Origin of the sequence: Mycolicibacterium aurum (assembly GCF_900637195.1) — a bacterium.
In the GTDB taxonomy this organism is placed as follows: Bacteria; Actinomycetota; Actinomycetes; order Mycobacteriales; family Mycobacteriaceae; genus Mycobacterium; species Mycobacterium aurum.
The window spans coordinates 2,806,716-2,830,603 of the sequence record NZ_LR134356.1 but is presented as its reverse complement, the minus strand read 5'-3'; the positions used below and the strand labels follow the sequence as shown (position 1 = coordinate 2,830,603).

The following is a 23,888-nucleotide window of genomic DNA, read 5'->3' as shown; positions in this document are numbered from 1 at the left end:
GACGGTCGAGCGCATCTCAGCCCGGAGGGTCCGCGGCATCCTCGGCGGCGATCCGACGCTCGACCTCGTACCAGTACTCGCGCACTGGAAACTCCACACCGTCCTGACCGCTCTCGGCGAACGTCTCCTCGACACCGTCGAGGTCCTTGAGCATCTGCAACACGAGTTCGTGCTCGGCCGCGTAATACTTCTCCGACCATTGCAGCGCCAGGCGGGCGTACGACCATGCGGGCTGGTCACCCACCCACCGGGCCTCGGTCGCCGCCTCCTGATGCAACTGCTCGACATGGGCGGCGTGATCGGTGAGGACTTCCCGCAATCTCCCCGGGTTCAGCAGATGGCCGAGCATCACCCGCAGCACCGGATTGTGTTTCAGAGTGGGCGGTTCTACCACGGCTTCGTTGGCCCACCGGGTTACCGCAGCAAGCCCCCGGTCGGTGATCTTGTACATCCGACGGTTGCGGACGCCCGCCTCGACCCGCGAACTCACGGCACTGGCCTGCTCGAGCCGCTTGAGCTCGGAATAGATCTGGCTGTATGCCGGGGTCGAATAGAAGAAGCGCATCGTCCAGTTGAACCACTTCTTGATGTCGTAGCCGGTCAGCTCGTCGCCGCCGGAGAGCATCCCGAGCAACACCCATCCCGTGGGCGACACATTCACCCCGTCGAGAGTGTTCTCGGCGTCTTCCGTCATCGGGTAAGGCTAGCAACGGGTACCGGCCAGATCGGCGTCACTACCGCTGACTGGGAGAACGCGTTGCGCAGCCCACCGCGCAGAGCGGAAGGTAACGGGCAACGGATCGAGCACGTCGAGGGAGGACCATGACCGAGCAGCTGATCGCATCCGGCACCGGCCTGATCACGCCGGCGGCACCGGAGATGCGCCGAGTGCTCGGCCATTTCTGCACCGGCATCGCCGTCATCACCGCCCATGACGGCGATCGGCCCATCGGATTCACCTGCCAATCGGTGACGTCTGTGTCGTTGGAGCCGCCCTACATCTCGTTCTGCCCGTCCAAGGCCTCGACGAGCTGGCCGCTGATTCGCAAGGTCGGCACACTGTGCGTCAACATCCTTGCTGCGGAGCAGAAGTCGCTGTGCGCCAGGTTCGCGGGGCCCACCGGGGACAGGTTCGCCGGTACGAACTGGCGCCGCGGCGCGAACGGCGCGCCCACGCTCGACGGAACACTCGCCTCGGTGGAGGCGCAGGTCGAACTCGAACACAGTGCGGGCGACCACTCGATCGTCGTCGCCCGGGTGACCGGCCTGTGGGCGCACGAGGAACGGGGCCCCCTGCTGTTCTACCGCGGCAGCTACGGCGGCTTCGACGGATCCGCCCATGCCTGACTTCGATGTCGAGTTCGATGTGGTGGTCGCCGGGTCCGGCGCCGGCATCGCGGGCGCCTATACCGCTGGCCGCGAGGGACTTTCGACGCTTATGGTGGAAGCGACCGACATGTTCGGCGGTACCACCGCATATTCCGGTGGCGGCGGTATGTGGTTCCCCTGTAACCCCGTCGTCCAGCGCGCAGGCACCGACGACACGATCGACGCGGCGCTCGACTACTTCCACGCCGTGGTCGGGGACCGGACACCACGCGAGCTACAGGACACCTACGTCCGCGGCGGCGCGCACCTCATCGAGTATCTGGAGCAGGATCCGGCGTTCGAATTCACGCTCCTGCCCTGGCCGGACTACTACGGCTCGGCACCCGGCGCCCGCGCCGACGGATACCGGCACATCATTCCGTTGCCGGTTCCCGATAGCGACCTCGGCCGCTACGCCGGGTCGGTGCGCGGCCCGCTCGACACCGAACGCCTGGGGGCACCGGCGCCTGACCTGCTGGTGGGAGGCCGAGCACTTGTCGGGAGGTTCCTGCTTGCCCTGCAGCGGCTGAACACTGTCACGTGCTGGCGGAACGCACCGCTGGTCGAGTTGATCACCGACGAGGATCGCGTCGTCGGCGCGGTGGTCGAGCAGGACGGCATCGCGGTGCGGGTGGGCGCGCGGCGCGGCGTCCTGCTGGCCAGCGGCGGGTTCGAACAGAATGCGACCATGCGCGAGCACTACGGTGTGCCCGGCAGCGCCACCGACACGATGGGTGGACCGGGCAGCACCGGTGGCGCACACCGCGCTGCCATCGCCGTGGGCGCCGCTCTCGATCTGATGGATCAGGCGTGGTGGTCGCCGGGGATGACCCATCCCGACGGCCGCTCGGCCTTCGCCCTCTGGTTCACCGGAGGGATCTTCGTCAATCAGGAAGGCCGCCGGTTCGTCAACGAGTCCGCACCCTACGACCAGCTGGCCCGTGACGTGCTCCGGCAGATCGACGACGGCACGACTCGACTGCCGTTCTGGATGATCTACGACAACCGGGCAGGTGACATCCCGCCGGTCAGCGCGACGAACGTGTCTATGGTGGACGCGGACCGGTACCGCGACTCCGGGCTGTGGCACACCGCCGACACCGTCGCCGAGCTGGCGGACGCGATCGGGGTGCCCGCCATGGAGCTGGCGGCCACGCTCGAACGCTTCAACAGGCTGGTCGAATCCGGCGTCGACGAGGACTTCGACCGCGGCGACGAGCCGTACGACCGAGTGTTCACCGGCGGCGAGTCCCCGTTGGTGCCCATCGACACGCCTCCGTATCACGCGGCCGCGTTCGGACTGTCCGATCTCGGGACCAAGGGTGGACTGCGCACCGACACCCACGCCCGGGTGCTGCGCCCCGACGGGACAACGATTCTCGGCCTCTACGCCGCAGGCAACACGATGGCGGCAGTCTCAGGTACCGCCTATCCCGGCGGCGGCAATCCCATCGGGGCGTCGATGCTGTTCAGCCATCTCGCGGCGTTGGACATGGCGGCCCGGAGCGGGGCGGCGAGGTGAGCCGGCCCCTCACCCCCGAACAGGCTCAGCGCACCGAGGATCTCTACGGCCCCCTGACGCAGTCCCTGCGCACACTCATCGACGTCGTAATCCGCAGCAAGGCCGACGATGCGGACGTGACCCGGGCGCACCGGTTGATCGAGCAGGCAGCCGATCTGCTGAGCGCGCGGATAGATCCAGAGCCGTTCGGTGTGCGGGCGGTGACCACTGGCGGAGTCCTCACCTGGGGCAATGTCGCCATCGGAATGCGCAACGCGATCGCTCCCCCGCTTGATGTTCGAACCGACGAGACGGGTCGGGCCACAACCGAACTGGAGTTGGGCGCACCGTATGAGGGTCCTCCCGGACATGTCCACGGCGGCATATGCGCCCTGCTGCTCGACCACGTCCTCGGTGCCACCGCACACCGGCCGGGCACGCCGGCGTTCACCGGCACGTTGACGCTGCGCTACGTCGCCCCCACCCGGCTAGGTCGACTACGGGTGGAGGCCTGGGTCGACAGCGAGACCAGCTCGAAAACCTTTGCCAGCGGCCATATTCTGGATTCCGACGGTGTCGTGACCGTGCAAGCCGACGGCGTGTTCATCCGACCGAAGGACAAGTATGAGCGCTGACTCCTCGTCGCAGCCTGCGGTTGATGGGTGGTTCGCCACTGATGGGTCTGGTGATCCGTATCTGATCGGGGGGAAGTGTCCTCAGTGTGGGACCTATGTGTTCCCGCCGCGGGCCAACAACTGCCCCAACCCCGGCTGTGACAGCGATGAGCTCGCCCAGGTGCCGCTGTCACGGCGCGGCACCCTGTGGAGCTACACCGAGAACCGCTACGCCCCACCCCCGCCGTATCCATCCCCGGACCCGTTCGAACCGTTCGCCGTGGCAGCGGTGGAGTTGGCCGAGGAAGGCCTGATCGTGCTCGGCAAGGTCGTCGAGGGCACCCTGGCCGCCGACCTCAAGGTCGGCATGCAGATGCACCTGACCACCATGGCGCTCTATGTCGACGACGACGGCATCGAACGCATCGTGCACGCCTGGGAGATCGCCCAATGAGTCCAGAACCGGTCTACATCCTCGGTGCCGGCATGCACCCCTGGGGCAAATGGGGACGCGACTTCACCGAATACGGTGTCGTGGCCGCCCGCGCCGCCCTGGCCGAAGCCGGCCTGCACTGGCGCCAGATCCAGCTGGTGGCCGGCGCCGACACCATCCGCAACGGCTACCCCGGCTTCGTCGCCGGGGCCACCTTCGCCCAGAAACTGGGCTGGAACGGCATCCCGGTCACCTCCTCCTACGCCGCGTGCGCCTCCGGCTCCCAAGCACTCCAAAGCGCCCGCGCCCAGATCCTGGCCGGCCTCTGCGACGTCGCCCTGGTCATCGGCGCCGACACCACCCCCAAAGGCTTCTTCGCCCCCGTCGGCGGCGAACGCCGCAACGACCCCGACTGGCAACGCTTCCACCTCATCGGCGCCACCAACACCGTCTACTTCGCCATGCTCGCCCGCCGCCGCATGGACCTCTACGGCGCCACCGTCGAAGACTTCGCGAACGTCAAAGTCAAAAACGCCCGCCACGGCCTCCACAACCCCAACGCCCGCTACCGCAAAGAAGCCACCACCGCCGACGTGCTGGCCTCCCCCGTCGTCAGTGACCCACTACGCCTGCTCGACATCTGCGCCACCAGCGACGGCGCCGCCGCGGTGATCGTGGCCTCCAAAGAATTCACCGAAAAACACCTCGGCTCCACCGCCGGCGTGCCCTCGGTACGCGCGATCAGCCTGCAATCACCCCAATACCCCCAACACCTACCCGAACTGCCCGACATCGCCACCGACTCCACCGCCGTGGTCCCCGGCCCCGACCGGGTGTTCAAAGACCAGATCCTCGACGCCGCCTACACCGAAGCCGGCATCGGCCCCCACGACCTCTCCCTGGCCGAGGTCTACGACCTGTCCACCGCCCTGGAACTCGACTGGTACGAACACCTCGGCCTCTGCGAACGCGGCCAGGCCGAACACCTCCTACGCTCGGGCGCCACCACCCTCGGCGGCCGCATCCCCGTCAACCCCTCCGGCGGACTCGCCAGCTTCGGCGAAGCCATCCCCGCCCAAGCCATCGCCCAAGTCTGCGAACTCACCTGGCAACTCAACAACCACGCCACCGGCCGCCAAGTCGAAGGAGCCACCGTCGGCATCACCGCCAACCAAGGCCTCTTCGGCCACGGCTCCTCAGTCATCATCGCCCGCTGACCAACCTCACACCGGATCGAACGCTGAGATCAGCCAGGTGTCAGAGTTCTTGGTCAGGCTGACGACGACGCTGCTGGTGGTGAACGCGGGCTCCGGCCGGTCGCGGCTGGCCGTCTCCTGGTTCAGGAACACCAGCACCTTGGCCTCATGGGGGCGGATCTCCATCAGAGCCGAATCGACCACCTGCGCACTGGCTTTGACTCCGCGTTCGCGGACCGCGGGGGCTACCACGTCAGCGGTGAACTTGCCGTAATAGGTCAGAAAGTCACCGGTCATCAGCGACTGTGCCGTCGTGAGGTCGGTATCGATGGTCTCCGGTGCATAGGACAGCAGAGCGACGGTGCCCGTCGAGGCGGCCGCGATGGCCTCTTGTTCGGCAGAGGGACCCGTCTGGCGATCCGGGCGATACTGGATGAGGTAGACGGTCACCAGCAATGAGGCCGATGCGACCACGAGCACCGACACCAGCAGCGCGCACCACCTGCGCTTCAGTGCCCAGCCGAGCCGTCGAGCGGCGCCGGGTCGGTCGCCGTCATCGGCGTCGACCGCGAATACCTCGGCGGGCGTCGCCTCAAGCTCGGATCCGCTTTCCGGCGCGGTCATTTCGTCAACAGTCACGGAACGAACTCCACTTTCGCCATCTTGATCTGGTCGCCCTCGCGCTTGAGGTCGACGGTCAGACGCCAACTGCGCGGGTCCTCCTGAGCACCGGCTGCATTGGTCACCGTCGACGAGGCACTCACGAGGACCACGGCGGAGTCCGTGGTGGCCGACTGCACCGCTGCGGCGTTCGCCGTCGCCTTGGTCGTCACCTTGGCATCGGTGGCGACCTTGACGAAATCTTCGGCGGCGCTTTCGAACTCGGCACGAAAGGGGTTCACCGAGTTATCGACGATCCGCTGAACGCCGGCCTGCGGATCATTGTGGTCGATCGACATCAGGGTGACGACGACCTGTTTGGCGGCCGCCGCGAACTCGGCCCGGTTGCGCTGCTCGTGGGTTCTCTGGTGGTGCGACCACACGATGTAACCAGTCGCTGCCAGCATCGACACCGAACACAGCACGGCGACAGTTCCCACCACAGCACGCATTCGTGACGGGCGCCGTCGCCGCACCGAGGTGGCGCTGGCGTCGTCATCGGATGAATCGGCGCCGACGGACCCCGCACCGTCGGCGCCGTCACCCTCGGTCAATGCGCGATGCCGGGCTGCACGAGCACGTGCGTGAGCGGCAGCAGCCAACGCCTCGGCTTCTGCGGCGTCCGCCTCTGCCTGGTCGGCGAAGGCGGTCGCCTGCTCCGGCGTCAGATCGTCGAGCGCTACCTCGACATCGCGATTGTCATCCGCGCGGGGCGGCATCGCGCCGTTCGGCACCTCGGGCTTCGACATACTCGGACATTCCCTTCACGCCGGCGTCTCGCATGACCGACGAACGGCACCTTAGATCGCCCCCGAGGACCGTCAGTCGCGCGTTCCCACCCAGTGGGCCACGTCACATTTGACTGCTCGTCACCAGTGACGCACCGAGCAGAGCGCGCCTTTGGGCCCCTCACCGGTGGCCACCGCGACACCGTCGACCGCCAGCTCACATCGGAACCCGGATTCCTTCGGCAGGCGCCCGCTCGTGGCGGATACCATCGCCCACCGATCAGGATCGGCCAGCGCCACGGTCAACACCCACGGCCGATCGGGAGCAACCTCGACAGTCACTTTCGGGCTGAACAGGTATGGGTTGTGGCTGTAGTCCGCCCATGTAGGCGGATCGGTCTCGCGATAGTAGATGTCGGCGGTCACCGGCTCGTCGGCAGTGACGGTGTAGGTCACCAGAGAAGGCGCGGGCTGCGCCCAACCTTGTGGTGCGACGACAAGTGAGGTGACGGCCAGACCAGCGACCACGCTGACCATCAGGATGGACGTCTCACGCATCGTCGCCGCGTCCCCATCGTGCCGCCCCGCTGTTGGACTGGCACATCAGGAAGAGCCCGTCCACGCCCTGGGCGACCCAGTTCTCGTAGCCGGTGCAGCCGGTGCCGAACTCTTTCACCCCGGCCACTCGACGGTGACCGGAAGTACCTGGGCTCGTAGCGCCGTGGCGATCCGCAGAACACCAGCCTGCCCCATGATGTCGTGCCGAAGACGTAGTTCGCAGTGTCCGCGCACGGTGCCCCCAGCACGACGCCGGGGGTGATGCCGGGTACGCAGGACGGGTCGTCACACGACACCGGTTGCGCCGCAGCGGGAGCCGCGGTGATCAAGCCGGCGGCCAGTGACGCGACAACGACGACGACAGCTCCTGGGCGCACGGCGGACACCGTGCCACGAACCGGTGCGTCCATACCCTGATGAGTCCGCTCAGTGGACATGTGCTCGATGTGAGCGGTCAACTGGTGCTAGCTTCCGGTGCTGTCGATCCGTGCCGGTCGGCTGGCCCGAGGAGCAGGCGATGATGCGTGTACCCGTCTTGTTGAGCACTGCTGCCGCGGTGACGATCTGCGGCGCGATGACGGGTACACCGTCTGCGGCCGCGAGTCCCGATTGGGGGCTCAACGGTGCCTACACCGCGACCTCCAACGGTGAATGGGCGCGCAAGAACGAGGTGTTCTACGACCAGGCGAGTCTGCGCAGCACATGGACGGTCAGGACCCAGTGCAGCTACCCAGGTGAGTGCACCGGGACAGTGGACAGCGAATGGGTTTGGAGTGCAACGATCTATTCGCGAAGTGGCGTCTGGTACGTCAAGCACACAGTCGAGGATTGGATCCCCTGCCCTGACGGCACCAAGGCTCCCGGACTGCAGATTTTCCGCTTCAAGGCGATGACCCCCGAGGGCGGCATGTCCGATCCCACATCCACCACATTGGTGGGCGAAGACGTCACCACGGGCCCCAGCGGCGCGTGCGGGGTGAGCAAACCCGTGTACATCAACATGCCGTTCAAGCTGGTCAAGATCGTCTGAGCACTCGGTCCCCGTCGCCTTCGGCGGCGGTATCTGACCCGGATCGCCGCGCACCAGCGCATCTGGTGTCGATGCGCGGCGACCCGTCGTCGCATCGGCATTCGCGCGAAGCAGAACTTCTGCGGCAGAACAGCTTCGCGCGCGAGCCGAGATGACTCAGACCAGCGTGCCGGCCACGTTGAGATTGATTGTCGTCACCGGGTCACCGTTGTAGCGTCTGAAGAGGTTGAGCAGGTTGAATCGTTTCTCCGTGACCAGCACCTTGAAGGAATCGGCGCCGCCCGTCGCGGCGAACCCGGCGTCTGGTGTGTAGGTGAACGCGCCGGTGAGCCTGTCGACTGTCACGGTACCGTGAGCGGGCTTTCCGACCACGACGTAGCGCAGCTCCGGGCGCACCACCGTGCCCGTGAGCACCCCGTTCAGTGAGCCGTCCGGATTGAAACTGCTGACGCTGGTGACCTTCCCGGTCACGCCCTTCAGGTCGCCGGTGGCGAGCTCAGGGATCAGTGTCGCAAAGGATTGTTCGCTCGCGCCACCCTCGGTCAGCGTTCCCTCGAACTCGAGAAACACATTTCCCGTACCGAGGCCGTCGATGGTGACCTCTCCGGTCTCGGTACCCCGGTAGAAGGCGACGCTGAAGTCCTCGGGATTGAGATAGGCGCACGTGTTGTCCACGGCCGCAGGCGCATGCCAGTTGTCGCCGGGGTTCTCACCGAGGATCGCGGGATTGGTGAAGGACAGTCCGATCAGGCCGGGTTCGGGCGCGCACCCGCAGTCGGTGGGGACCGCTGCGCCGGCATAGACACTGGCCCGGACATCGACAGTTTTTCCGAGCTCATCCGGGTCGATCGCGTCGATGTTCCCGGTGATCACGCCGGTGGTGCTCTGCTGGCCGGCGACGTCCACAGCGGTGATGACCGGCGACTCGTTGAAGAAGTTGCGGCGGACGAACGCCAACACCGCCCACGCGAACGGCGACTGGCCGGACGGTGCCGCCGGTGCTTGCCCCGTGAGGGGACGCACAATCGCGTTCACCACACGCGTCATGATCGTCGTGATGACGCCCTGCCGTTTCACCGCGGGCCGCACCGCCGAGGGCACGGTCACCGTCGTTGTCGTTGTCGTTGTCGCCGTCGGTCGGGCGGCGGGAGTTGATTCTCGGGTCGCCGAGGACCGCGCCTTCGAAGCCACGTCTGGTGCGGTGACAGTGCTTGGCGTCACCGTCACGCTGTCGGTAACCGGAACAGACACTGGATTGGTGTGGGTCGGCGTGGTTTTTCTCGGCGTTGCCCGGCGGGAACCGTCCGTCCCGGCTGCGGAGGACACGGAAGCCACGGACTCCGCTTCGCTCCCGGCCGGTTCTTCCGTCACCTCATCGTCCGCCGGTGACGACGGACGATTCGGGGTCGGCGTCGTCTCGGACGTGGCATCAGTGGCATTCGGGGAAACCGTTACTCTTCCCTTCGACCTCGCACGCCGTGTGGGCTCGCCGGCCGACTCCGGAGCTGTCGGGGCCGACGCCGAATCATGTTGTCCAGCTGAGGCCGAAGAATCCGTCTTGGACTTGCGCGTTGCCGGGCCTGTGCTTGATGTGGTCGAACTGCTCGCCGCCGGCGACGAGTTCCCCGGGGCCGCTGTCGATCCGGAGTCGTCCGCTGCGGCCACCCCGTGGCCGGTTGCCACCGCCGTCAGCAACCACGCGGACACGGCGAGTCCGCCGTAGCGGCCGGCCCGTGCGGCCCTCCCGGAGTTTCGCGAGCTCCGTCTGCGGGGCGTTCGCCGCTCGGCAGGAGGGGGTACTGACGTTTCTGCATTCATGGAGGAGGCCCTTCGGGTAAACGATGTGACATCCACCACCATGACGTCCTGTCGTGATGTGCGACACCCCTGGATTCCGGTGAGCGGAACTCGTCGGTACATCACCAAAAACGTTGCAGCGTTGACGGATCGGCCCATACGCCGGTGCTGTCTATCGAGGAAAGAGGTCTTCCCAATTCTTCGGCACGCCAGCGGCCAGGTTCGACTGGGTGAACACCCGGCCGTCGGGCGTCGCAACCTGCCCGGTCTCGGGGTTGTACGTGGCGACAGCTACCGGCGGGACAGCGGTCTCGCCGCCGAAACCGCTTGGTGCAGCCGGGATTGCACCACCCGGCGGAGGAGCCGGCGGGCCCGGCGGAGGCATCGGCGTGCCCTGCAGCGGCCCGAAGATCTGATCGCTGAAGTCGATTCGATCATCTGGCGGCACGCCCTGGGCGAGCAGGGAAGGATCGATCGGATACGGCCCGAGCACGTGCTGGCGCATCGCCAGTGGTTCGAAAGGCTTATCGCTTTCGCAGATCTCCACGGTGGGCGCGCGTTTACCCGGTTGTCCCATGCACGGGAAGTTCCTGGTCCCACGGACGCCGATCGCCGAATCCTGCGGCAATTTGCAGTACAGGCCGTCCGGGGTGTCGGCGTCCGTGAGATCAGCCGGTGAGCGCCACGACGACGGAGGCAGAAAGCCCACGGTACAGGCGGGTGGGTCCCCCATCGTCAGCGAGAACTCCGAAAGTGCCATCCCGGTAGGGTTGTTCAGCGACGAACCATAGGACTGGGTCGCCGCCAGGAACGGTGGCAACAACACCAGCAGCTGTTCGAGCGACGGGTTGTACGTCACGCCGATCTGTCCAACGGTGGTCAGGTTGGCCAGCAGCACCGGTAGCGTCGGCTTGACGTCGTCGAGGAGGCGGGACGCTTCGTTCGCCGCGCCGGGGGCCGTCTGCAGGATGGTCCGGACGGCATCGTCGTCGGATTCCACTTGCTCGGTGATCCCTGCCAGACTGCGCGCCCAGGTGTCGATTGCATCGACGCTCTCGGCCTGGCCGTCGAGGAGGGGACGGCTGTCATCGATCAGGGTTGCCAATCGTTCTCCGTTGGCATTGGCGTCGGCGGCCAGGCGTGCCGAGGAGTCGAAGAGTGCGCCCAGATCGTAGCCGGTCCCGTTCAGAGCTCGGAACGATTCGTCGAGGAGTCCACCCAGCTTTCCGGTCGGGATACTCTCGACCAACGCGCTCATCTGGTCGAGCATGGGGCCAACCGCGGGCGGAATCGATCGCCTGTCACCGACGATGACCGATCCGTCCTCGAGGTAGGGACCGGTGTCGGATTCGGGAACGAGGTCGACATACTGCTCGCCGACCGCCGACACGCTGCGGACGTCGACCTTCAGGTCGGCGGGAATCTTCGGCGAGGTTTTCAGGGACAGCGTGACCGTCACGCCCTCGCGGGTGGGACGGATGTCGGTGACCTTTCCGACCTCTACTCCTCGATAGGTGACGTTGGAGAACTCGTACAACCCGCCGGTCGTCGGCAACTGCAAGGTCACGGCCATGCGGCCGAAGCCGAGCAGCACGGGGGCCTGAAGGTAGACGAACACCATGGCCCCGACACCCAGCACGGACGCAATCGTGAAGATCGCCAGCTGTATTCGAACGAAACGGGTCAGCATCAGCTTCCACCTCCGGCCGGCGGGACCCCGCCCGGTGCAGGTGGCGGCGATGCAGCAGGTGGACCGACCTCACTCTGCGGGGGGTCGATCAGCGGTGGCGCGACCGCCACCTCCGCCGGGATCGGCGTCACCGGCGCCTGCAACGGGTCGAGCGTGTATGACGAGTACCACGGGTCGCCCGGCGCGGGGACCAGTGAAGCTCCTGGTTCACCCCAGCGGGTACCCAGGAGCATCCCGCTCTTGAGCCGTGGAATCGTGAAGTCGAAGACGATGAACTGATTCATATAATCGCCGCGGATCCCGCGGTCGATGAACTCCTGCGTGTAGGGATAGGTCGGCAGGTACCCGAGTGCGGTCGCCAGGTCCGGGCCGACGTCGGCCAGCGCCTTGACGGTCGGCTCGAGGTTCGTCAGGTTTCGCACGATGTCGTCTTGTGAATCGTCGATCAATTGTGTTGCGGTGTCGCTGAACACGCCCAGTTTCTCCAGCGCGGTGGTGAACCGCGGCCGCTGCCGGTTCAGTACTTCCAGCGCGGGGGGAATCCGCTCCAGCGCGGCGGTGAGCACCTCTTTCTGTCCGGCGAAAGTCCCTGCCAGCCGATTGAGTGCGCTGATTGTGGCGATGATGTTGTCTCGCTGCGCATCCAGGATGCCCACCACGGTGTTCATCCGGGTCAGCAGATCTCGAATCTGGATCTGGCGGCCGTCGAGCGCGGTGTTGAAATTGTGGATGATGTCGCCGATCTGAGTCAGTCCTCCGCCGTTGACGACCAGCGACAGCGACGACAGGGTCTGCTCGGTCGACGGATACGTCGACGTTCTGTCCACGGGAACATTCGCGCCGGGCTGCAGCCGGCCTGCCGGCTCCTCCCCCACCGGCGGATCAAGCGCCACGTGCATGGATCCGAGCAGACTGGTCTGACCGACCGTGGCGACCGCATTGGCCGGTACCACGACACCCGGCTTCACCGAGACGTCCACGTCGGCGTGCCAGTCGCTCACTGTCATCTTGCGCACCGCACCGACGACGACATCGTTCAGCATCACCGGGGAATTGGATTCCAGCGTGCCGATATTGGCGATTCTGAGGTGGTAGATCACCGCATCCGCACCGGTGCCGACTGTGCCGGGCAGCGGGAGCGAGTTCAGGCCGTCGAAGGCGCAACCCGTTGCCGTCACGGCAACACACGATGCGACAGCAGCCCATCTGCGCACTGTCGTGACAGATCGACGCGGCATTACGGCGCTCCTTCCGGCGCCGGGGCGACCGGTGCGGCTTCAGCGGGCAGCAGCATCTCGCCGATGGTGCTGGGCGCGGGTTGCGCCGGTGCCGGAACACCGGGCGGGATGGGGGCACCGGGGTACAGGGCAGGCTGCGGGTTGGCGGGCAGACCGTGCGGAGCGTACGCACCGGGCGGGTGTGCGGGATCCGACCATCCCGGCGGCGGCGGCTGATCACCGATCCCGGTGTAAGCGGACACAGCGGGCGGGGTTTCGGGCGCGGCGGGCGGAGTTCCGCCGCCGCCCGGGGCCAGCCCGGGCTCGGAGTAGATCACGTTCTGTGGCGCCGGGCTCAGGTAGGCGTTGAACGGCAGGGGTAGGTAGTTGAAGTTCATCAGTCGCAGCGCGGGTCCGAGGTACTGCGCACACGCTTTCCCGGACTCCTCGGCGGTGACATTCTCGACTGCCGCGATCGAGGAGCAGATCAGTGTCACCGGGTTGGAGAAGTTGTTGAGCGCGAACGACCCACGCGGGCCACCGGAATCGGGGTTGTAGATGTTGTAGCCGTTGACAAGGGCATTGGGTGCCGCATGCAGGATGTTCTTGACGACCATGCTGTCGTCTGCCAACACCTGCGTGACGTTGGCCAGTCGCTGGACCTGCTCCGCGGTCTGGGTCCGCGAGCCCTCGATGAAACGCTGGACCTCACCGACAGCCTCCGACAGTGTGGTGATGGCGGAATCCAGTTCGGAGCGGCTGCCGTTGACGACGCTCGTCACATCCGCGAGCCGGTCCTGGAACTGCACTACCTGGACATTGCTGTTGCGCAGCGCGCTGACGAAGACCTGCAGGTTGCTGATGGTCGCGACGATGTCGCCGCTGCCGTCGCCCAGAATCCTTCCCACTCCGGACAGTTGGGTGATGGTTTCCCGCAGCTTGTCTCCATTGCCCGCCATGGCATCGGCGGTGGTGTCGATGAACCGGCCGATAGACGTCTCGGACACCCCGGCGTTGGGTCCGAGTTCGGTGGCCAGGCGGGTGAGCTGCTCTTTGATCTCGTCCCACTCCACCGGCACCGCGGTGCGGTCCTCGCCGATCTCGGCGCCGTCGGCCAGCGTCGGCCCACTCGTCTCCGGGGTCGCGCCCCACGCAGGGGTCAGCTGCACGTACCGCGCGGATACCAGGTTGGGCGCCACGATGATGGCCTCGGCATCCACGGGTATCGGCACGCTGCGGTCGACTTCCAGCGTCAGCTTGGTGCGTGTCCCCTGCGGCTCGATGGCCGCGATGGTGCCCACCTGGACGCCGGCGACCCGGACGTCGTCTCCTGCGTAGATCGCGGTGGCCGACCGGAAGTAGGCGATGACGGTCTTGGGGCTGAGGAAGTGCTTATAGACGAGGAAGCCAGCACCCGCGAGGATCAGTGCCGCCAACGCTGCCAGCAGCAGCGGTCTGGCGTTCACGCGCCGAATGCTGTTGCGGGTCATCGCGATCCTCCGGGAATGCCGTTGTACGGGAACGGGAACTCGGCGCGCGGCCCGGCGTTGTCGGGCGGCTGACCGGCGTCGACACCTCTGCGGAATCCGAGCGCATAATCGAGGAACGGCTGAATTGCCGGACCTGGAAGTAGGTTCGAGGCAAAGCCGTTGTAGTAAAACCCGTTGTTGACGGCCTCGCCCTGGGTGACCTGATACTTGGCCAGGCCTTTCAGCGAGCTCGAGATGTTGTCGCGGTTGCGTTCGAGCATCTCGGCCACCGTGTTCAGCTTGTCCAGGGTGGGCGCCAGTTCCTGTTCGTTGTCGGCAACCATGCCGGACAGCTGCTGAGCCACTGCCGTCGTGCTCGCGAGCAGGTTGACGATCGCGTAGCGGCGTTCATGAAGCACGGCCAGCAGGTCGTTGGCATTGAGGATCAGCGAATTGACCTGCGCGCTGCGTTCGGAAAGTACGCCGGTGACATCCGAGGCCGACTTCAACAGGCTGCTGAGCGTTTCGTTGCGGCTGTTGAGTGACCGGGACAGCCGCGTGACACCGTCGAACGTGGGCGCGAGCTGCGGCGCGATCCTGTCGATGGTGTCCGACAGGGTGTCGAGTGACTGATTGATGGCCTCGGTGTCGGTGCCGGCGGTGTTCGACGTGAACTCCCCGACGGCGTCGGTCAACGAGTATGGCGATCCGGTCCTATTCAGCGGTATCACTCCGGCGGCGCCGAGACTCTGGTTGCCCGCGGGCTTGAGGACCAGGACGCGTTCGCCCAGCACGGTGGCGATGCCGATGCTCGCGGATGTGTCGTCACCGATCCGGACCGCGCTGTCGACCGAAAAGGTCACCAGCGCAGTGCCCCGCTCGAGTGCTACCTCGGATACCGAACCGACGGTGACACCAGACACTTTGACGGCGTTGCCGGATGCCAGCCCGCCGGCTTCGGCGAATACCGCCTGGTAGCGCACCGAGGTCGCCATCGACCACAGCTGCTGGGGCTGTAGACCGACGATGATGACCAGTGCGATGAGCACGACGCCGATGAAGCCGGCACGAACAAGTGAGGATCCACGATATTTCTGCATCAGGGCTCGGCGCACCTTCCGGTGTTCTGGATGACCCACGGGAAGTGGGCGGTTCGGCCCTGCAGGTCCGAAACCCGAATCGAGATTCCGCAGAGGTAGAGATTGAGCCAGCTCCCGTAGGAGCCGAGCCGGACCAGTTTGCGATAGTTCTGCGGCGTCTTCTGCAGGACGAGATCCAGTCGGGCCAAGTCCGTTTCGTTCGCCAGCAGCGGCGCCATCCTGGTGAGCTGGTCGACGGTGCCTGCCAGGGGCGGCCGGGCCTCGGTGAGCAGGCTCGCCAGCGAGGCCGTTCCGTTGTCCAGCGCGGTGACCGCCTCCCCGATCGGGTCGCGGTCCTGCGCCAATCCAGTGCTCAGCTGCTCAAGCTGGTCGACGGCATCGGAGAATTTGTCGCCGTCCTTGGCAACGGTGCCGATGGTGTCGTTGAGTGTGCCGATCAGTTGCTCGACAGTCTGGCCGTTGTCGGCCAATGCGTTGGTGAACGACGACGTTCTGGCGAACAGGGATTCGAGGTTCCCGCCCTGGCCTTGCAGGATCTGGATCAGCGAACTGGTGAGTGCGTTGACGTCATCGGGGTTGAGCCCTTGGATGACCGGTTTCAGGCCGCCGAGGAGGAGGTCGAGGTTGAGTGCCGGCTCGGTCCGTTCGGGGCCGATGCGGGAACCGGGCTGCTGGATTCTCGCCGGACCGGGGGCGTCGAGGAGTTCGAGGTAGCGGTCGCCCACCAGGTTGAGGTAGCGTGCCGCCACCCGGGTGCTCTCGGTGAGCCTGATGTTGTCGTCGGCGTCGAAGTCCACGACGACGCTGTTGTCGTCCTGCAATGCGACGCCTCGTACCGTGCCGATGCGAATGCCGGCCACTCGCACCGAATCTCCGGTCCGCAGACTCGACGAGTCGGTGAACACCGCCGAGTACCGGTTTGTCGAACTCGTCCTGTACTGCCCGAAGATCATGAAGAGGCCGGCGGTCAGCAGGACCATGATCACACCGAAGATCGCGAACTTGACGGCAGCCTTTCCGACGGTTGTCATCCCGGTTGTCCGATCTGCGCGCCGTTGCGCGGCGGGCCGTCGATCGGCCCGAACAGCAACTGCTTGAGCGCATCGGAGTTGAGCACGATCCCCTGGTTTCCGTATTGCGCAGGGTTGGCGTTGACATCTCCGACGACGAACGGCGGGTGCTTCTGGAACGGAACCTTCGGCAGGTCGGTGCACTGCGGCCCGCCCTTGGCGGCCACCTTGGGTAGGTTCTGCGGATACCGGTAGCGTTCCTGACCCAGCACGACTGTCTGGAGCAGCAGTCCGCCGGGCACCGGGGTACCGGGTGCCTTGGCCAGCTGGACCGCGCCGCCCAGAGCACAGTTGAGCGCCTCGTGATACCGATTCGTCAGATCTGTCGTCGGCACGAGCAGGTCCATCACGGTCGTGATCGCTTGCCGGTTACCTCCGATCACCTCGTTTCCGGTGTCGGCCAGGCCGATGACGCTGACCAGCAGGGTGTCCAAATTGTCCTGCTCCTCGACGAGGGTCCGACTGATCTGGGTGGTCGAGGCTAGGGTGCCGACCAGGTCGGGGGCGACATCGGCGTAGGCGTTGATGACCTGCGGTGCGATCGACAGCTCGTGCTCCATGACGGGCAGGCTCGGTTCGATCGTCGCGAGGAACCCGTCGAAGTCAGCCATCAGCTGTCCGATCTGGTCGCCTCGGCCGCTGAAGGCCGTCGCCAGCGCGCCGAGTGTCTCGTTCAGTTTGGCCGGCTCGATCTTGGCAAGGACCGTGGACAACTGCTCGAAGACGGTGTTGATCTCGACGGTCACGTGGTCCGCGTCGAGTACCTGGCCGGCCTGCAATGACTGAATGGACGGTTCTGGCGGCGGGACGAGCTCGACGAACTTGGAACCGAACACCGTCGACGAGGCGATGTCCACGGAGACGTTGGACGGGATGATGTCCAGGTGGGTGGGGTCCATCGCCAGGTGGATGGCTGCCCGGCCGTCCGGAAGCGTCTCGATCGATTGCACTGAACCCACCTGCGCGCCATGCAATTTCACCTTGGCGTCGGGATTCATCACCAGGCCTGCGCGCTGTGACAGAACGGTCACCGGGACCGTCCTGGTGAAGCTGCCCCGGAACAGGCCGACGGCGAGCGCGATCACCGCCACCACGGCCAGCACGGTGGCCAGACCTGTCAGTGGTCGCCGAAGGTTCGATTGCGTTGCCATCAGTCGCCGCCCCCGCCTAACCCGACAAGTTGAAGTTGCCGTTGGCGCCGTAGACAGACAGTGACACCAGAAGGGTCACCGAGATCACGACGATCAACGAGGTCCGGACCGCATTACCGACCGCCACACCCACACCCGATGGCCCACCGCTGGCGAAGTAGCCGAAATAGGTGTGCACCAACAGAACCGCCATGGCCATCAGGATCGCCTGCAGAAAGGACCAGAGCAGATCCTCAGGGTTCAGAAAGGTGTTGAAGTAGTGGTCGTACAACCCTGCCGACTGCCCGAAGAGCACCACCGTCGTCAGTTTGCTCGCGGCGAAGGAGAGCATGACCGCGATCGAGTAGAGCGGGGCGATGGCGATCATGCCCGCGACGATGCGCGTGCTGACCAGATATTCGACGGGGCGGATACCCATCGTCTCGAGGGCGTCGATCTCCTCGTTGATCCTCATGGCGCCCAACTGAGCGGTGACGCCCGCGCCGAACGTCGCCGCCAGACCGATTCCGGCGACCACGGGCGCCGATATCCGGACGTTGATGAAGGCAGCGAGAAAGCCGGTCAGCGCTTCGATGCCGATGTCGCCGAGTGAGCTGTATCCCTGTACCGCAAGCGTGCCGCCGGCGGCCAGGGTCAAGAAGCCGACGATGACGATGGTGCCGCCGATCATCGCCAAGGTTCCTGCGCCCATACTGATTTCGGCGACCAGGCGGATGATCTCCTTTCGGTAATGCACCGCCGCGTGTGGCACGCCCGCCAGCGCCCGACCGTAGAACGCGGTGTGATCGCCGATCCGGCTCAGAGTGCCGACCGGCCTACCCAGCTGCTGAGCAAGCCGTGGATGAAGGGTGCGTATCGCTGCCATCGTGCGGGGCCTAACCGGACGTCATTCGGATGCCGATGGCGGTCACGACGACGTTGACGACGAACAGCGCCATGAATGCGTACACCACCGTCTCGTTGACCGCGTTGCCCACTGCCTTGGCGCCACCGCTGCTGATACTCAAGCCCCGATAGCAGGCGACCAGACCGGCGATCAGACCGAACAGAGCCGCCTTGACGCAGGAGATGATGACCTCGGGTACGCCGGTCAACAACGTGATTCCGGCCGCGAACGCACCGGGGTTCACGCCCTGGATGAAGATCGAGAAGAAGTAGCCGCCCAGGATGCCGATGATCACGACGAGGCTGTTCAGCAGCAGCGCCACCAGGCCGGAGGCCAGCATGCGCGGGGTGACCAACCGCTGTACCGGGTTGATTCCCAACACTTCCAGTGCGTCGATCTCTTCCCGAATGGTGCGTGAACCGAGGTCGGCGCACATGGCGGTCGCACCGGCTCCCGCCACGATGAGCACCGTCACCATGGGGCCGACCTGGGTGACCGCACCGAAGGCTGCGCCCGCGCCGGACAAGTCGGCCGCGCCGAGTTCGCGGAGCAGGATGTTCAAGGTGAAACTCACCAGCACGGTGAAAGGGATGGCCACCAGCAGCGTCGGCATCAACGAGACCCTGGCGACGAACCAGGACTGCTCGAGGAACTCCTTGCCCTGGAAGGGCCGGCGGAAGAGGAACTTCACGGCGTCGGCCGACATGGACAGCAGTCCGCCGACGCCCTGCATCGGCCCGACGATGCCCGACCCGAGTACGGGTAGTCCCGACGACCAGCGGTCCGCGGCCTTCCTCGCCATATGCCGCCGAACCTCCTGGGTGACTCACGAACAGCGCCGCCGGTGCGGCGAGACACACGTTGACACCTCGACATGACGCAGGACACACTGCATCCCATCCACCGGGAAGCAGTACGCGCAACGCCCCTGCTGCACGTCAAGTTGGATCCTCGACCTGAATTCCGGCCGGGGATCGTTCTGCCCGAACGAGATCGATAGGAGCTGCGCTGTGTCCGATACGCCCACTGGGTCCGTGCCCCACCTCGCGCGCTACGCCGGGCGCAGGGTGCTCATCACCGGCGGTGGATCAGGCATCGGGCAGGCCTGCGTACTGCGGATCCTTGCCGAAGGCGGGCGGGTCGCGGCCGCGGACATCAGTACCGAAGGGCTCGCCGACACGGTGGCGAAGGCCGGCGCCGACGGTGATCGCCTGAGCACTGTTGCCGTGGACATCAGCGACGAGCAGTCGGTGGCCGTCGGGGTGGCCGAGGTGGTCAGCGCGTTGGGCGGTCTGGACACGCTCGTCAACGCTGCCGGCATTCTGCGGTCAGCTCACCTCGCCGAGACGACACTCGCCGACTTCGAGCAGGTCATCCGCATCAACCTGACCGGGACGTTCCTCGTCACCCGGGAATCCCTGGCTGCACTTCGCGAAGGTCGCGGCCCGGCAGTGGTCAATTTCAGCTCCACCTCCGCTCACTTCGCCCATCCCTATATGGCCGCCTACGCGGCATCGAAGGGCGGCGTGCTCGCGATGACCCACTCGTGGGCCATGGAGTTCGCCAAGGCCGGAATCCGCTTCAATTGCGTTCAGCCCGGTTCCATCTCGTCCGGTATGACCGACGGCACCGGATCGTCGCGCCAGAGCATCGGGCCCGGCCTGCCCGAAGACTCGGACTTCACACTGTTCGGCAAAGTCCAGCCGATGCTGCCGCTCGACGGCGGCGCGATCTTCGCCCCGCCCGACGCGGTCGCCGGCGTCGTGGCGATGCTCGGCAGTGACGACGCGTACTTCATCACAGGCACCGAAGTCCGGATCGACGGCGGCTCCCACATGTAGCGGAGCGCACGTCCACAGCAGGTTCCTGAGTCCACGGAGGAATGATGAAGTTCGGTAGGGCGATGTGGGTGCTGCCGGTGGCGGTCTGGGTGGCCGCCTCAGTGGCGGCGCCGGCGCATGCCGCACCGTTCTTTGCGAACTACTCACTGAACATCCAGGGGCGGTATGACTTTCACACCTGGACGTGGGCGGTGAGCTACTGCATCCCGGACGTGCTCGACTGCCGACGCATCGACGCGATACCGATGCCTGTTGCCAAGGCTTTCGAATACAGCGGCGACGCACACCTCGCCGACGGCAGGTACACGTTGACCGTGGACGTCCCGGACGGACTACGGTGCGGGAACGTCTATTACGGACCGGTCATCGCCACCCGCGATGTGTACTCCTGGGACGCGGCAACGCTCCAGGGAACGTTGACATCATCGTTCGCCACCGGCTGCGACGGGACACCAGGCGGGACGTTCACCTATCCGTTTGCACTGGTGCGACTCTGACCCGTTGTCCGGGCACCGCGAGCGTGCGTGTCTGCACACCGGCACACCGCAAGCGCTGGCAATTTGTGCACCCTCGATGTTGAGTGACGGGTGTGGCTGACATCATTTCGGTGCGGGTGAAACCCGGCAGCAGGAAAGGTCCGCTGGTGGAGACCTCAGCGGACGGCGAGCTGACGATCTACGTGCGCGAGCCCGCCGTCGACGGCAAGGCCAATGCGGCGGTCATCCGGCTGCTGGCCGAGCACCTCGGCGTTCCCCGCAGCCGCATCGAGTTGGCGGCCGGAGCCTCATCTCGTCTCAAGCGCTTCCGCGTCACCTGAGCCGCGCCCCCACGCCGAACCTCAGGCCACGCCGAGGTAGGCCGCACGAATACTGTCGTCCGCCAGCAACTCTCGGGCATTGCCCGTTCGGGTGACCTCTCCGGTCTCCAGGATGTAGGCCCGGTCGGACCGGCTCAGCGCCTGCTGGGCGTTCTGCTCGACCAGCAGTACCGTGGTGCCGGACGCGTTGATCTCGGCGATGATCTTGAAGATCTGTGAGATCACCATCGGGGCCAGACCCATCGAAGGCTCGTCAAGCAGCAGCACTTTGGGACGCGCCATCAGCGCACGTCCGATCGCCAGCATCTGCTGCTCACCACCGGAGAGCGTGCCACCCACCTGGCTTCGCCGTTCAGCGAGCCGCGGAAACGTCTCCAGCACCCAGTCGAGCTTCTCGGCGTGCTCCGCTTTGGATGCGAACTTTCTTCCATAGCAGCCCATCTCGAGATTCTCGATGATGGTCATGCCGGGGAACACGCCGCGTCCCTCCGGCGCCTGGATCAGCCCTTCAGTGACCCGCTTATGCGCTTTGACGCGGCTGATGTCCTGGCCGTCGAACCACACCGAGCCCGCCGACAGCGGCAACAGACCGGAGATCGCCCGCATCATCGTGGTCTTGCCGGCACCGTTGGAGCCGAGCAGCGTGACGAGCTCGCCCTCGTGCACCGTCAGCGACACCGAGTGCAACGCCTTGATGCGGCCGTAGTGCACGACGACGTCGCGCACCTCCAACAGGACCGGACGCGAATCCGGAGTGGTCTCAGCTGATGTCATCGTCGGGAACCCCCAGGTAGGCGGCGATGACCTTCGGGTCCTCGCGAATCTCGGCAGGCAGACCGTCGGCGATCTTGCGGCCGAACTCCAGCACCACGATGCGGTCGGTCACCCCCATCACCAGGCGCATGTCATGTTCGATCAGCAGCACCGTGTAGCCGTCGTCGCGGATTTTCTGGATCAGCTCGATGAGCGCCGACTTCTCGCTCGGGTTGAATCCTGCGGCCGGCTCGTCCAGACAGAGCAGCTTCGGCTCGGTGGCCAACGCCCGGGCGATCTCCAACCGGCGCTGGTCGCCGTAGGGAAGGTTCTTGGCCTTCTCCTCGCCGCGATGGGCGATCCCGACGAAATGCAGTAGTGCCGCCGATCTTTCGATCGCCGAACGCTCCTCGCGCCGGTGCCGGGACGAGCGTACGAGAGCACCCGGCACCGATGTGAGATGCCGGGCGTCAGTGCCGACCATGACGTTCTCCAGGGCCGTCATCTCACCGAACAGCCGGATGTTCTGGAACGTGCGGGCGATTCCGAGGCGGGTGATCTGGTGCCGCTTGATCCGTCCGATTGGCGAACCGTCGAACGTCACCGTGCCCGACGTCGGCCGGTAGACGCCGGTGATGGCGTTGAAGCAGGTGGTCTTACCCGCCCCGTTGGGGCCGATCAGTCCGAGGATCTCCCCGCGGTTGATGTTGAACGTCACCGCGTCCAGGGCCGTCAGTCCGCCGAACTTGACGGTCAGGTCCGTGGTCTGCAGCAGCGCCTCACCTTCACCGACCCGGATCTCGCGGTGCACACTCGCGATCTCGGCGACGTTGTCGAACTCCTCGGGAGCGTTCTCGGGGGTGGTCATTTCGCCGGCTCCGTGTCGACCGGTTGCGCTCGTAACAGCCCGCGCGCCGCCTTGGCGTAGGTGAGCAGATGCTGTCGCGCCGGGAACAGGCCTTGCGGGCGGAAGATCATCAGCACCACCAGAGCGAGACCGAAGAACAGGTACTTGAGGTTACCCATGTCGATGCCCAGGAAATGCACACCGAGCAGACGATTCGGCAGGTACACGATGATGAAGGCACCCAGGATGACGCCGAGTTTGTTGCCCTGGCCGCCGAGCACCACCGCGCACAGGAACAGCATCGAGTTGATGATGTTGAACGTCGGCGGTGCGACGTACTGCACCTGCCCGGCGTAGAGCGCACCCGACAGTCCGCCGATCGCCGCACCGATGGTGAACGCCCACAGCTTGAATTTGAATGTGTTGACGCCCATGACCTCTGCGGCGTCCTCGTCCTCGCGGACCGCGATCCATGCGCGCCCCACCCGGCTGCGTTCCAGGTTGCCGACAAGCAGCAGGATGATGACGATGAGGATCAGTCCGAGCCAGAACCACCACGTGCCGTAGTTGGCGTCGCCGCCCGAATTCGACACGGAGAACACCCCTTCGGGGTGCTTCTCGTTCTCCAGCAGATGCGGGAACGCCACCTCGTTGAGGCCGCGCGGGCCGTTGGTGATGTCGGCCAGGTTGTCGGCTAGCAGCCGAATGATCTCGCCGAACCCGAGTGTCACGATCGCCAGGTAATCCCCACGCAGACGCAGCGTCGGGAAGCCCAGGATCAGTCCGGTCAGTGCGGTGACGGCCATCGCCAGCGGCACGCACGACAGCCAGGCCCACGGTGTTGTCAGAAACCCGTTGGGGCTCATCTGATTCCACGGACTGTCCGGACTGGTGAGCAACGCCACCGTGTACGCACCGACCGCATAGAAACCCACATAACCCAGGTCGAGCAGACCGGCCTGGCCGACAACCACATTGAGGCCGATCGCGATGATCGCGATCATCGCGAACTGCGCCATGGTGCCGCCGAAGCTGATGCCGGGCGTGTCGATGAAACCAGGAGTGAACAGCGGCGACAACGCGACACCGGTGAAGAGGATGACTCCGAAGATCCACTTCTGGGGCCGGTTGAGGCCGTCCCACCAGTCCATCACCCGCGCCC

The 23,888-nt window shown here is 65.8% G+C and carries 26 protein-coding genes and 1 pseudogene; 10 read left to right on the top strand and 17 right to left on the bottom strand.

Going from position 1 to position 23,888, the window contains the following annotated elements:
• Window positions 1-16 precede the first annotated feature (16 nt).
• The gene (locus EL337_RS13500; RefSeq protein ID WP_048633724.1) at window positions 17-694 is read right to left on the bottom strand and encodes a PadR family transcriptional regulator; all 678 of its coding nucleotides are present in this window, start codon (window positions 692-694) and stop codon (window positions 17-19) included.
• Window positions 695-822: 128 nt separating this feature from the next.
• Here EL337_RS13500 and EL337_RS13495 point away from each other — a divergent pair, with 128 nt between their 5' ends.
• From EL337_RS13495 to EL337_RS13475, 5 genes are read left to right on the top strand one after another with little or no spacing between them, the layout of a single operon-like run.
• Window positions 823-1,347 carry a flavin reductase family protein gene (locus EL337_RS13495; protein WP_048633723.1) on the top strand — a complete coding sequence of 175 codons (525 nt, stop codon included), beginning with the start codon at window positions 823-825 and terminating at the stop codon, window positions 1,345-1,347.
• A complete protein-coding gene (locus EL337_RS13490) occupies window positions 1,340-2,890 on the top strand; it encodes an FAD-binding protein (protein ID WP_048633722.1) in 1,551 nt (516 codons plus the stop codon). The genes EL337_RS13495 and EL337_RS13490 overlap by 8 nt, the downstream gene beginning before the upstream one ends.
• A complete protein-coding gene (locus tag EL337_RS13485; RefSeq protein WP_048633721.1) occupies window positions 2,887-3,504 on the top strand; it encodes a PaaI family thioesterase in 618 nt (205 codons plus the stop codon). Before EL337_RS13490 ends, EL337_RS13485 begins: the two co-directional genes overlap by 4 nt.
• A complete protein-coding gene (locus EL337_RS13480) occupies window positions 3,494-3,937 on the top strand; it encodes a Zn-ribbon domain-containing OB-fold protein (RefSeq protein WP_048633720.1) in 444 nt (147 codons plus the stop codon). The genes EL337_RS13485 and EL337_RS13480 overlap by 11 nt, the downstream gene beginning before the upstream one ends.
• Entirely contained in the window at window positions 3,934-5,133 is a 1,200-nt protein-coding gene (locus tag EL337_RS13475; RefSeq protein ID WP_048633719.1) for a lipid-transfer protein, read from the top strand. Before EL337_RS13480 ends, EL337_RS13475 begins: the two co-directional genes overlap by 4 nt.
• A 6-nt stretch (window positions 5,134-5,139) precedes the next feature.
• Here EL337_RS13475 and EL337_RS13470 read toward each other — a convergent pair whose 3' ends face one another.
• The 4 genes and pseudogenes from EL337_RS13470 to EL337_RS13455 form a co-directional block, all read right to left on the bottom strand.
• Complete coding sequence (locus tag EL337_RS13470; protein ID WP_083443164.1) at window positions 5,140-5,751, bottom strand: hypothetical protein; 612 nt, start codon at window positions 5,749-5,751, stop codon at window positions 5,140-5,142.
• Window positions 5,748-6,521 (bottom strand): Rv1363c family protein, encoded by a 774-nt coding sequence (locus EL337_RS13465; protein WP_232786856.1) that lies wholly within the window; start codon window positions 6,519-6,521, stop codon window positions 5,748-5,750. The genes EL337_RS13470 and EL337_RS13465 overlap by 4 nt, the downstream gene beginning before the upstream one ends.
• Window positions 6,522-6,641: 120 nt before the next feature.
• Window positions 6,642-7,037, bottom strand: a complete 396-nt coding sequence (locus EL337_RS13460; protein ID WP_048633905.1) for an Rv2576c family protein — start codon at window positions 7,035-7,037, stop codon at window positions 6,642-6,644.
• Between the two features lie 13 nt (window positions 7,038-7,050).
• Window positions 7,051-7,468, bottom strand: a pseudogene (locus tag EL337_RS13455) (hypothetical protein).
• Between the two features lie 107 nt (window positions 7,469-7,575).
• Here EL337_RS13455 and EL337_RS13450 point away from each other — a divergent pair.
• Window positions 7,576-8,088 carry an Rv2253/PknI dimerization domain-containing protein gene (locus EL337_RS13450; RefSeq protein ID WP_048633906.1) on the top strand — a complete coding sequence of 171 codons (513 nt, stop codon included), beginning with the start codon at window positions 7,576-7,578 and terminating at the stop codon, window positions 8,086-8,088.
• A 156-nt stretch (window positions 8,089-8,244) separates the two neighbouring features.
• On the opposite strand, the gene EL337_RS13445 is transcribed toward EL337_RS13450, so the two are convergent.
• Window positions 8,245-9,135 carry an Ig-like domain-containing protein gene (locus tag EL337_RS13445; protein WP_048633806.1) on the bottom strand — a complete coding sequence of 297 codons (891 nt, stop codon included), beginning with the start codon at window positions 9,133-9,135 and terminating at the stop codon, window positions 8,245-8,247.
• Window positions 9,136-9,145: 10 nt separating this feature from the next.
• Here EL337_RS13445 and EL337_RS13440 point away from each other — a divergent pair, with 10 nt between their 5' ends.
• Window positions 9,146-9,811 (top strand): hypothetical protein, encoded by a 666-nt coding sequence (locus EL337_RS13440; protein ID WP_126316569.1) that lies wholly within the window; start codon window positions 9,146-9,148, stop codon window positions 9,809-9,811.
• Between the two features lie 246 nt (window positions 9,812-10,057).
• Here EL337_RS13440 and EL337_RS13435 read toward each other — a convergent pair whose 3' ends face one another.
• From EL337_RS13435 to EL337_RS13400, 8 genes are read right to left on the bottom strand one after another with little or no spacing between them, the layout of a single operon-like run.
• Complete coding sequence (locus EL337_RS13435; protein ID WP_048633808.1) at window positions 10,058-11,575, bottom strand: MCE family protein; 1,518 nt, start codon at window positions 11,573-11,575, stop codon at window positions 10,058-10,060.
• Window positions 11,575-12,813, bottom strand: a complete 1,239-nt coding sequence (locus EL337_RS13430) for an MCE family protein (protein WP_048633809.1) — start codon at window positions 12,811-12,813, stop codon at window positions 11,575-11,577. Before EL337_RS13430 ends, EL337_RS13435 begins: the two co-directional genes overlap by 1 nt.
• The gene (locus EL337_RS13425) at window positions 12,813-14,282 is read right to left on the bottom strand and encodes an MCE family protein (RefSeq protein WP_048633810.1); all 1,470 of its coding nucleotides are present in this window, start codon (window positions 14,280-14,282) and stop codon (window positions 12,813-12,815) included. The genes EL337_RS13430 and EL337_RS13425 overlap by 1 nt, the downstream gene beginning before the upstream one ends.
• On the bottom strand, window positions 14,279-15,361 hold the full coding sequence (locus EL337_RS13420) for an MCE family protein (RefSeq protein ID WP_048633907.1): 1,083 nt from the start codon (window positions 15,359-15,361) through the stop codon (window positions 14,279-14,281). Before EL337_RS13420 ends, EL337_RS13425 begins: the two co-directional genes overlap by 4 nt.
• Window positions 15,361-16,392, bottom strand: a complete 1,032-nt coding sequence (locus EL337_RS13415; protein WP_048633811.1) for an MCE family protein — start codon at window positions 16,390-16,392, stop codon at window positions 15,361-15,363. The genes EL337_RS13420 and EL337_RS13415 overlap by 1 nt, the downstream gene beginning before the upstream one ends.
• Window positions 16,389-17,582, bottom strand: coding sequence for an MCE family protein (locus EL337_RS13410; RefSeq protein WP_048633812.1), 1,194 nt, complete (start codon window positions 17,580-17,582; stop codon window positions 16,389-16,391). The genes EL337_RS13415 and EL337_RS13410 overlap by 4 nt, the downstream gene beginning before the upstream one ends.
• 16 nt (window positions 17,583-17,598) lie before the next feature.
• The gene (locus EL337_RS13405; protein WP_048633813.1) at window positions 17,599-18,447 is read right to left on the bottom strand and encodes an MlaE family ABC transporter permease; all 849 of its coding nucleotides are present in this window, start codon (window positions 18,445-18,447) and stop codon (window positions 17,599-17,601) included.
• A gap of 10 nt (window positions 18,448-18,457) precedes the next feature.
• Window positions 18,458-19,270, bottom strand: a complete 813-nt coding sequence (locus EL337_RS13400; protein ID WP_048633814.1) for an MlaE family ABC transporter permease — start codon at window positions 19,268-19,270, stop codon at window positions 18,458-18,460.
• 265 nt (window positions 19,271-19,535) lie between these two features.
• Between EL337_RS13400 and EL337_RS13395 the strand changes: the two genes are divergently transcribed.
• The 3 genes from EL337_RS13395 to EL337_RS13385 all read left to right on the top strand — a co-directional run bounded on the left by EL337_RS13395 (window position 19,536) and on the right by EL337_RS13385 (window position 21,126).
• Window positions 19,536-20,309, top strand: a complete 774-nt coding sequence (locus tag EL337_RS13395) for an SDR family NAD(P)-dependent oxidoreductase (protein ID WP_048633908.1) — start codon at window positions 19,536-19,538, stop codon at window positions 20,307-20,309.
• Window positions 20,310-20,353: 44 nt separating this feature from the next.
• Window positions 20,354-20,806 (top strand): hypothetical protein, encoded by a 453-nt coding sequence (locus EL337_RS13390; RefSeq protein WP_048633909.1) that lies wholly within the window; start codon window positions 20,354-20,356, stop codon window positions 20,804-20,806.
• Between the two features lie 92 nt (window positions 20,807-20,898).
• Complete coding sequence (locus EL337_RS13385) at window positions 20,899-21,126, top strand: DUF167 domain-containing protein (protein WP_048633815.1); 228 nt, start codon at window positions 20,899-20,901, stop codon at window positions 21,124-21,126.
• Window positions 21,127-21,147: 21 nt separating this feature from the next.
• On the opposite strand, the gene EL337_RS13380 is transcribed toward EL337_RS13385, so the two are convergent.
• The 3 genes from EL337_RS13380 to EL337_RS13370 are packed head-to-tail and all read right to left on the bottom strand — an operon-like array spanning window position 21,148 to window position 23,877.
• Window positions 21,148-21,900, bottom strand: coding sequence for an ABC transporter ATP-binding protein (locus tag EL337_RS13380; protein ID WP_048633816.1), 753 nt, complete (start codon window positions 21,898-21,900; stop codon window positions 21,148-21,150).
• The gene (locus EL337_RS13375; protein WP_048633817.1) at window positions 21,887-22,747 is read right to left on the bottom strand and encodes an ABC transporter ATP-binding protein; all 861 of its coding nucleotides are present in this window, start codon (window positions 22,745-22,747) and stop codon (window positions 21,887-21,889) included. The genes EL337_RS13380 and EL337_RS13375 overlap by 14 nt, the downstream gene beginning before the upstream one ends.
• Window positions 22,744-23,877, bottom strand: a complete 1,134-nt coding sequence (locus EL337_RS13370) for a branched-chain amino acid ABC transporter permease (RefSeq protein ID WP_370737190.1) — start codon at window positions 23,875-23,877, stop codon at window positions 22,744-22,746. The genes EL337_RS13375 and EL337_RS13370 overlap by 4 nt, the downstream gene beginning before the upstream one ends.
• Window positions 23,878-23,888 lie beyond the last annotated feature (11 nt).

Bases quoted from the DNA above. Each gene is read 5' to 3' on its own strand.
- EL337_RS13480 (WP_048633720.1), top strand. From the start codon at position 3,494: ATGAGCGCTGACTCCTCGTCGCAGCCTGCGGTTGATGGGTGGTTCGCC.
- EL337_RS13430 (WP_048633809.1), bottom strand. From the start codon at position 12,813: ATGCCGCGTCGATCTGTCACGACAGTGCGCAGATGGGCTGCTGTCGCA.
- EL337_RS13405 (WP_048633813.1), bottom strand. From the start codon at position 18,447: ATGGCAGCGATACGCACCCTTCATCCACGGCTTGCTCAGCAGCTGGGT.
- EL337_RS13380 (WP_048633816.1), bottom strand. From the start codon at position 21,900: ATGACATCAGCTGAGACCACTCCGGATTCGCGTCCGGTCCTGTTGGAG.
- EL337_RS13445 (WP_048633806.1), bottom strand. From the start codon at position 9,135: ATGACGCGTGTGGTGAACGCGATTGTGCGTCCCCTCACGGGGCAAGCA.
- EL337_RS13425 (WP_048633810.1), bottom strand. From the start codon at position 14,282: ATGACCCGCAACAGCATTCGGCGCGTGAACGCCAGACCGCTGCTGCTG.
- EL337_RS13435 (WP_048633808.1), bottom strand. From the start codon at position 11,575: ATGCTGACCCGTTTCGTTCGAATACAGCTGGCGATCTTCACGATTGCG.
- EL337_RS13490 (WP_048633722.1), top strand. From the start codon at position 1,340: ATGCCTGACTTCGATGTCGAGTTCGATGTGGTGGTCGCCGGGTCCGGC.
- EL337_RS13450 (WP_048633906.1), top strand. From the start codon at position 7,576: ATGATGCGTGTACCCGTCTTGTTGAGCACTGCTGCCGCGGTGACGATC.
- EL337_RS13465 (WP_232786856.1), bottom strand. From the start codon at position 6,521: ATGTCGAAGCCCGAGGTGCCGAACGGCGCGATGCCGCCCCGCGCGGAT.
- EL337_RS13415 (WP_048633811.1), bottom strand. From the start codon at position 16,392: ATGACAACCGTCGGAAAGGCTGCCGTCAAGTTCGCGATCTTCGGTGTG.
- EL337_RS13375 (WP_048633817.1), bottom strand. From the start codon at position 22,747: ATGACCACCCCCGAGAACGCTCCCGAGGAGTTCGACAACGTCGCCGAG.
- EL337_RS13440 (WP_126316569.1), top strand. From the start codon at position 9,146: ATGACGCCCTGCCGTTTCACCGCGGGCCGCACCGCCGAGGGCACGGTC.
- EL337_RS13420 (WP_048633907.1), bottom strand. From the start codon at position 15,361: ATGCAGAAATATCGTGGATCCTCACTTGTTCGTGCCGGCTTCATCGGC.
- EL337_RS13495 (WP_048633723.1), top strand. From the start codon at position 823: ATGACCGAGCAGCTGATCGCATCCGGCACCGGCCTGATCACGCCGGCG.
- EL337_RS13460 (WP_048633905.1), bottom strand. From the start codon at position 7,037: ATGGTCAGCGTGGTCGCTGGTCTGGCCGTCACCTCACTTGTCGTCGCA.
- EL337_RS13370 (WP_370737190.1), bottom strand. From the start codon at position 23,877: ATGGACTGGTGGGACGGCCTCAACCGGCCCCAGAAGTGGATCTTCGGA.
- EL337_RS13410 (WP_048633812.1), bottom strand. From the start codon at position 17,582: ATGGCAACGCAATCGAACCTTCGGCGACCACTGACAGGTCTGGCCACC.
- EL337_RS13390 (WP_048633909.1), top strand. From the start codon at position 20,354: ATGAAGTTCGGTAGGGCGATGTGGGTGCTGCCGGTGGCGGTCTGGGTG.
- EL337_RS13475 (WP_048633719.1), top strand. From the start codon at position 3,934: ATGAGTCCAGAACCGGTCTACATCCTCGGTGCCGGCATGCACCCCTGG.
- EL337_RS13400 (WP_048633814.1), bottom strand. From the start codon at position 19,270: ATGGCGAGGAAGGCCGCGGACCGCTGGTCGTCGGGACTACCCGTACTC.
- EL337_RS13500 (WP_048633724.1), bottom strand. From the start codon at position 694: ATGACGGAAGACGCCGAGAACACTCTCGACGGGGTGAATGTGTCGCCC.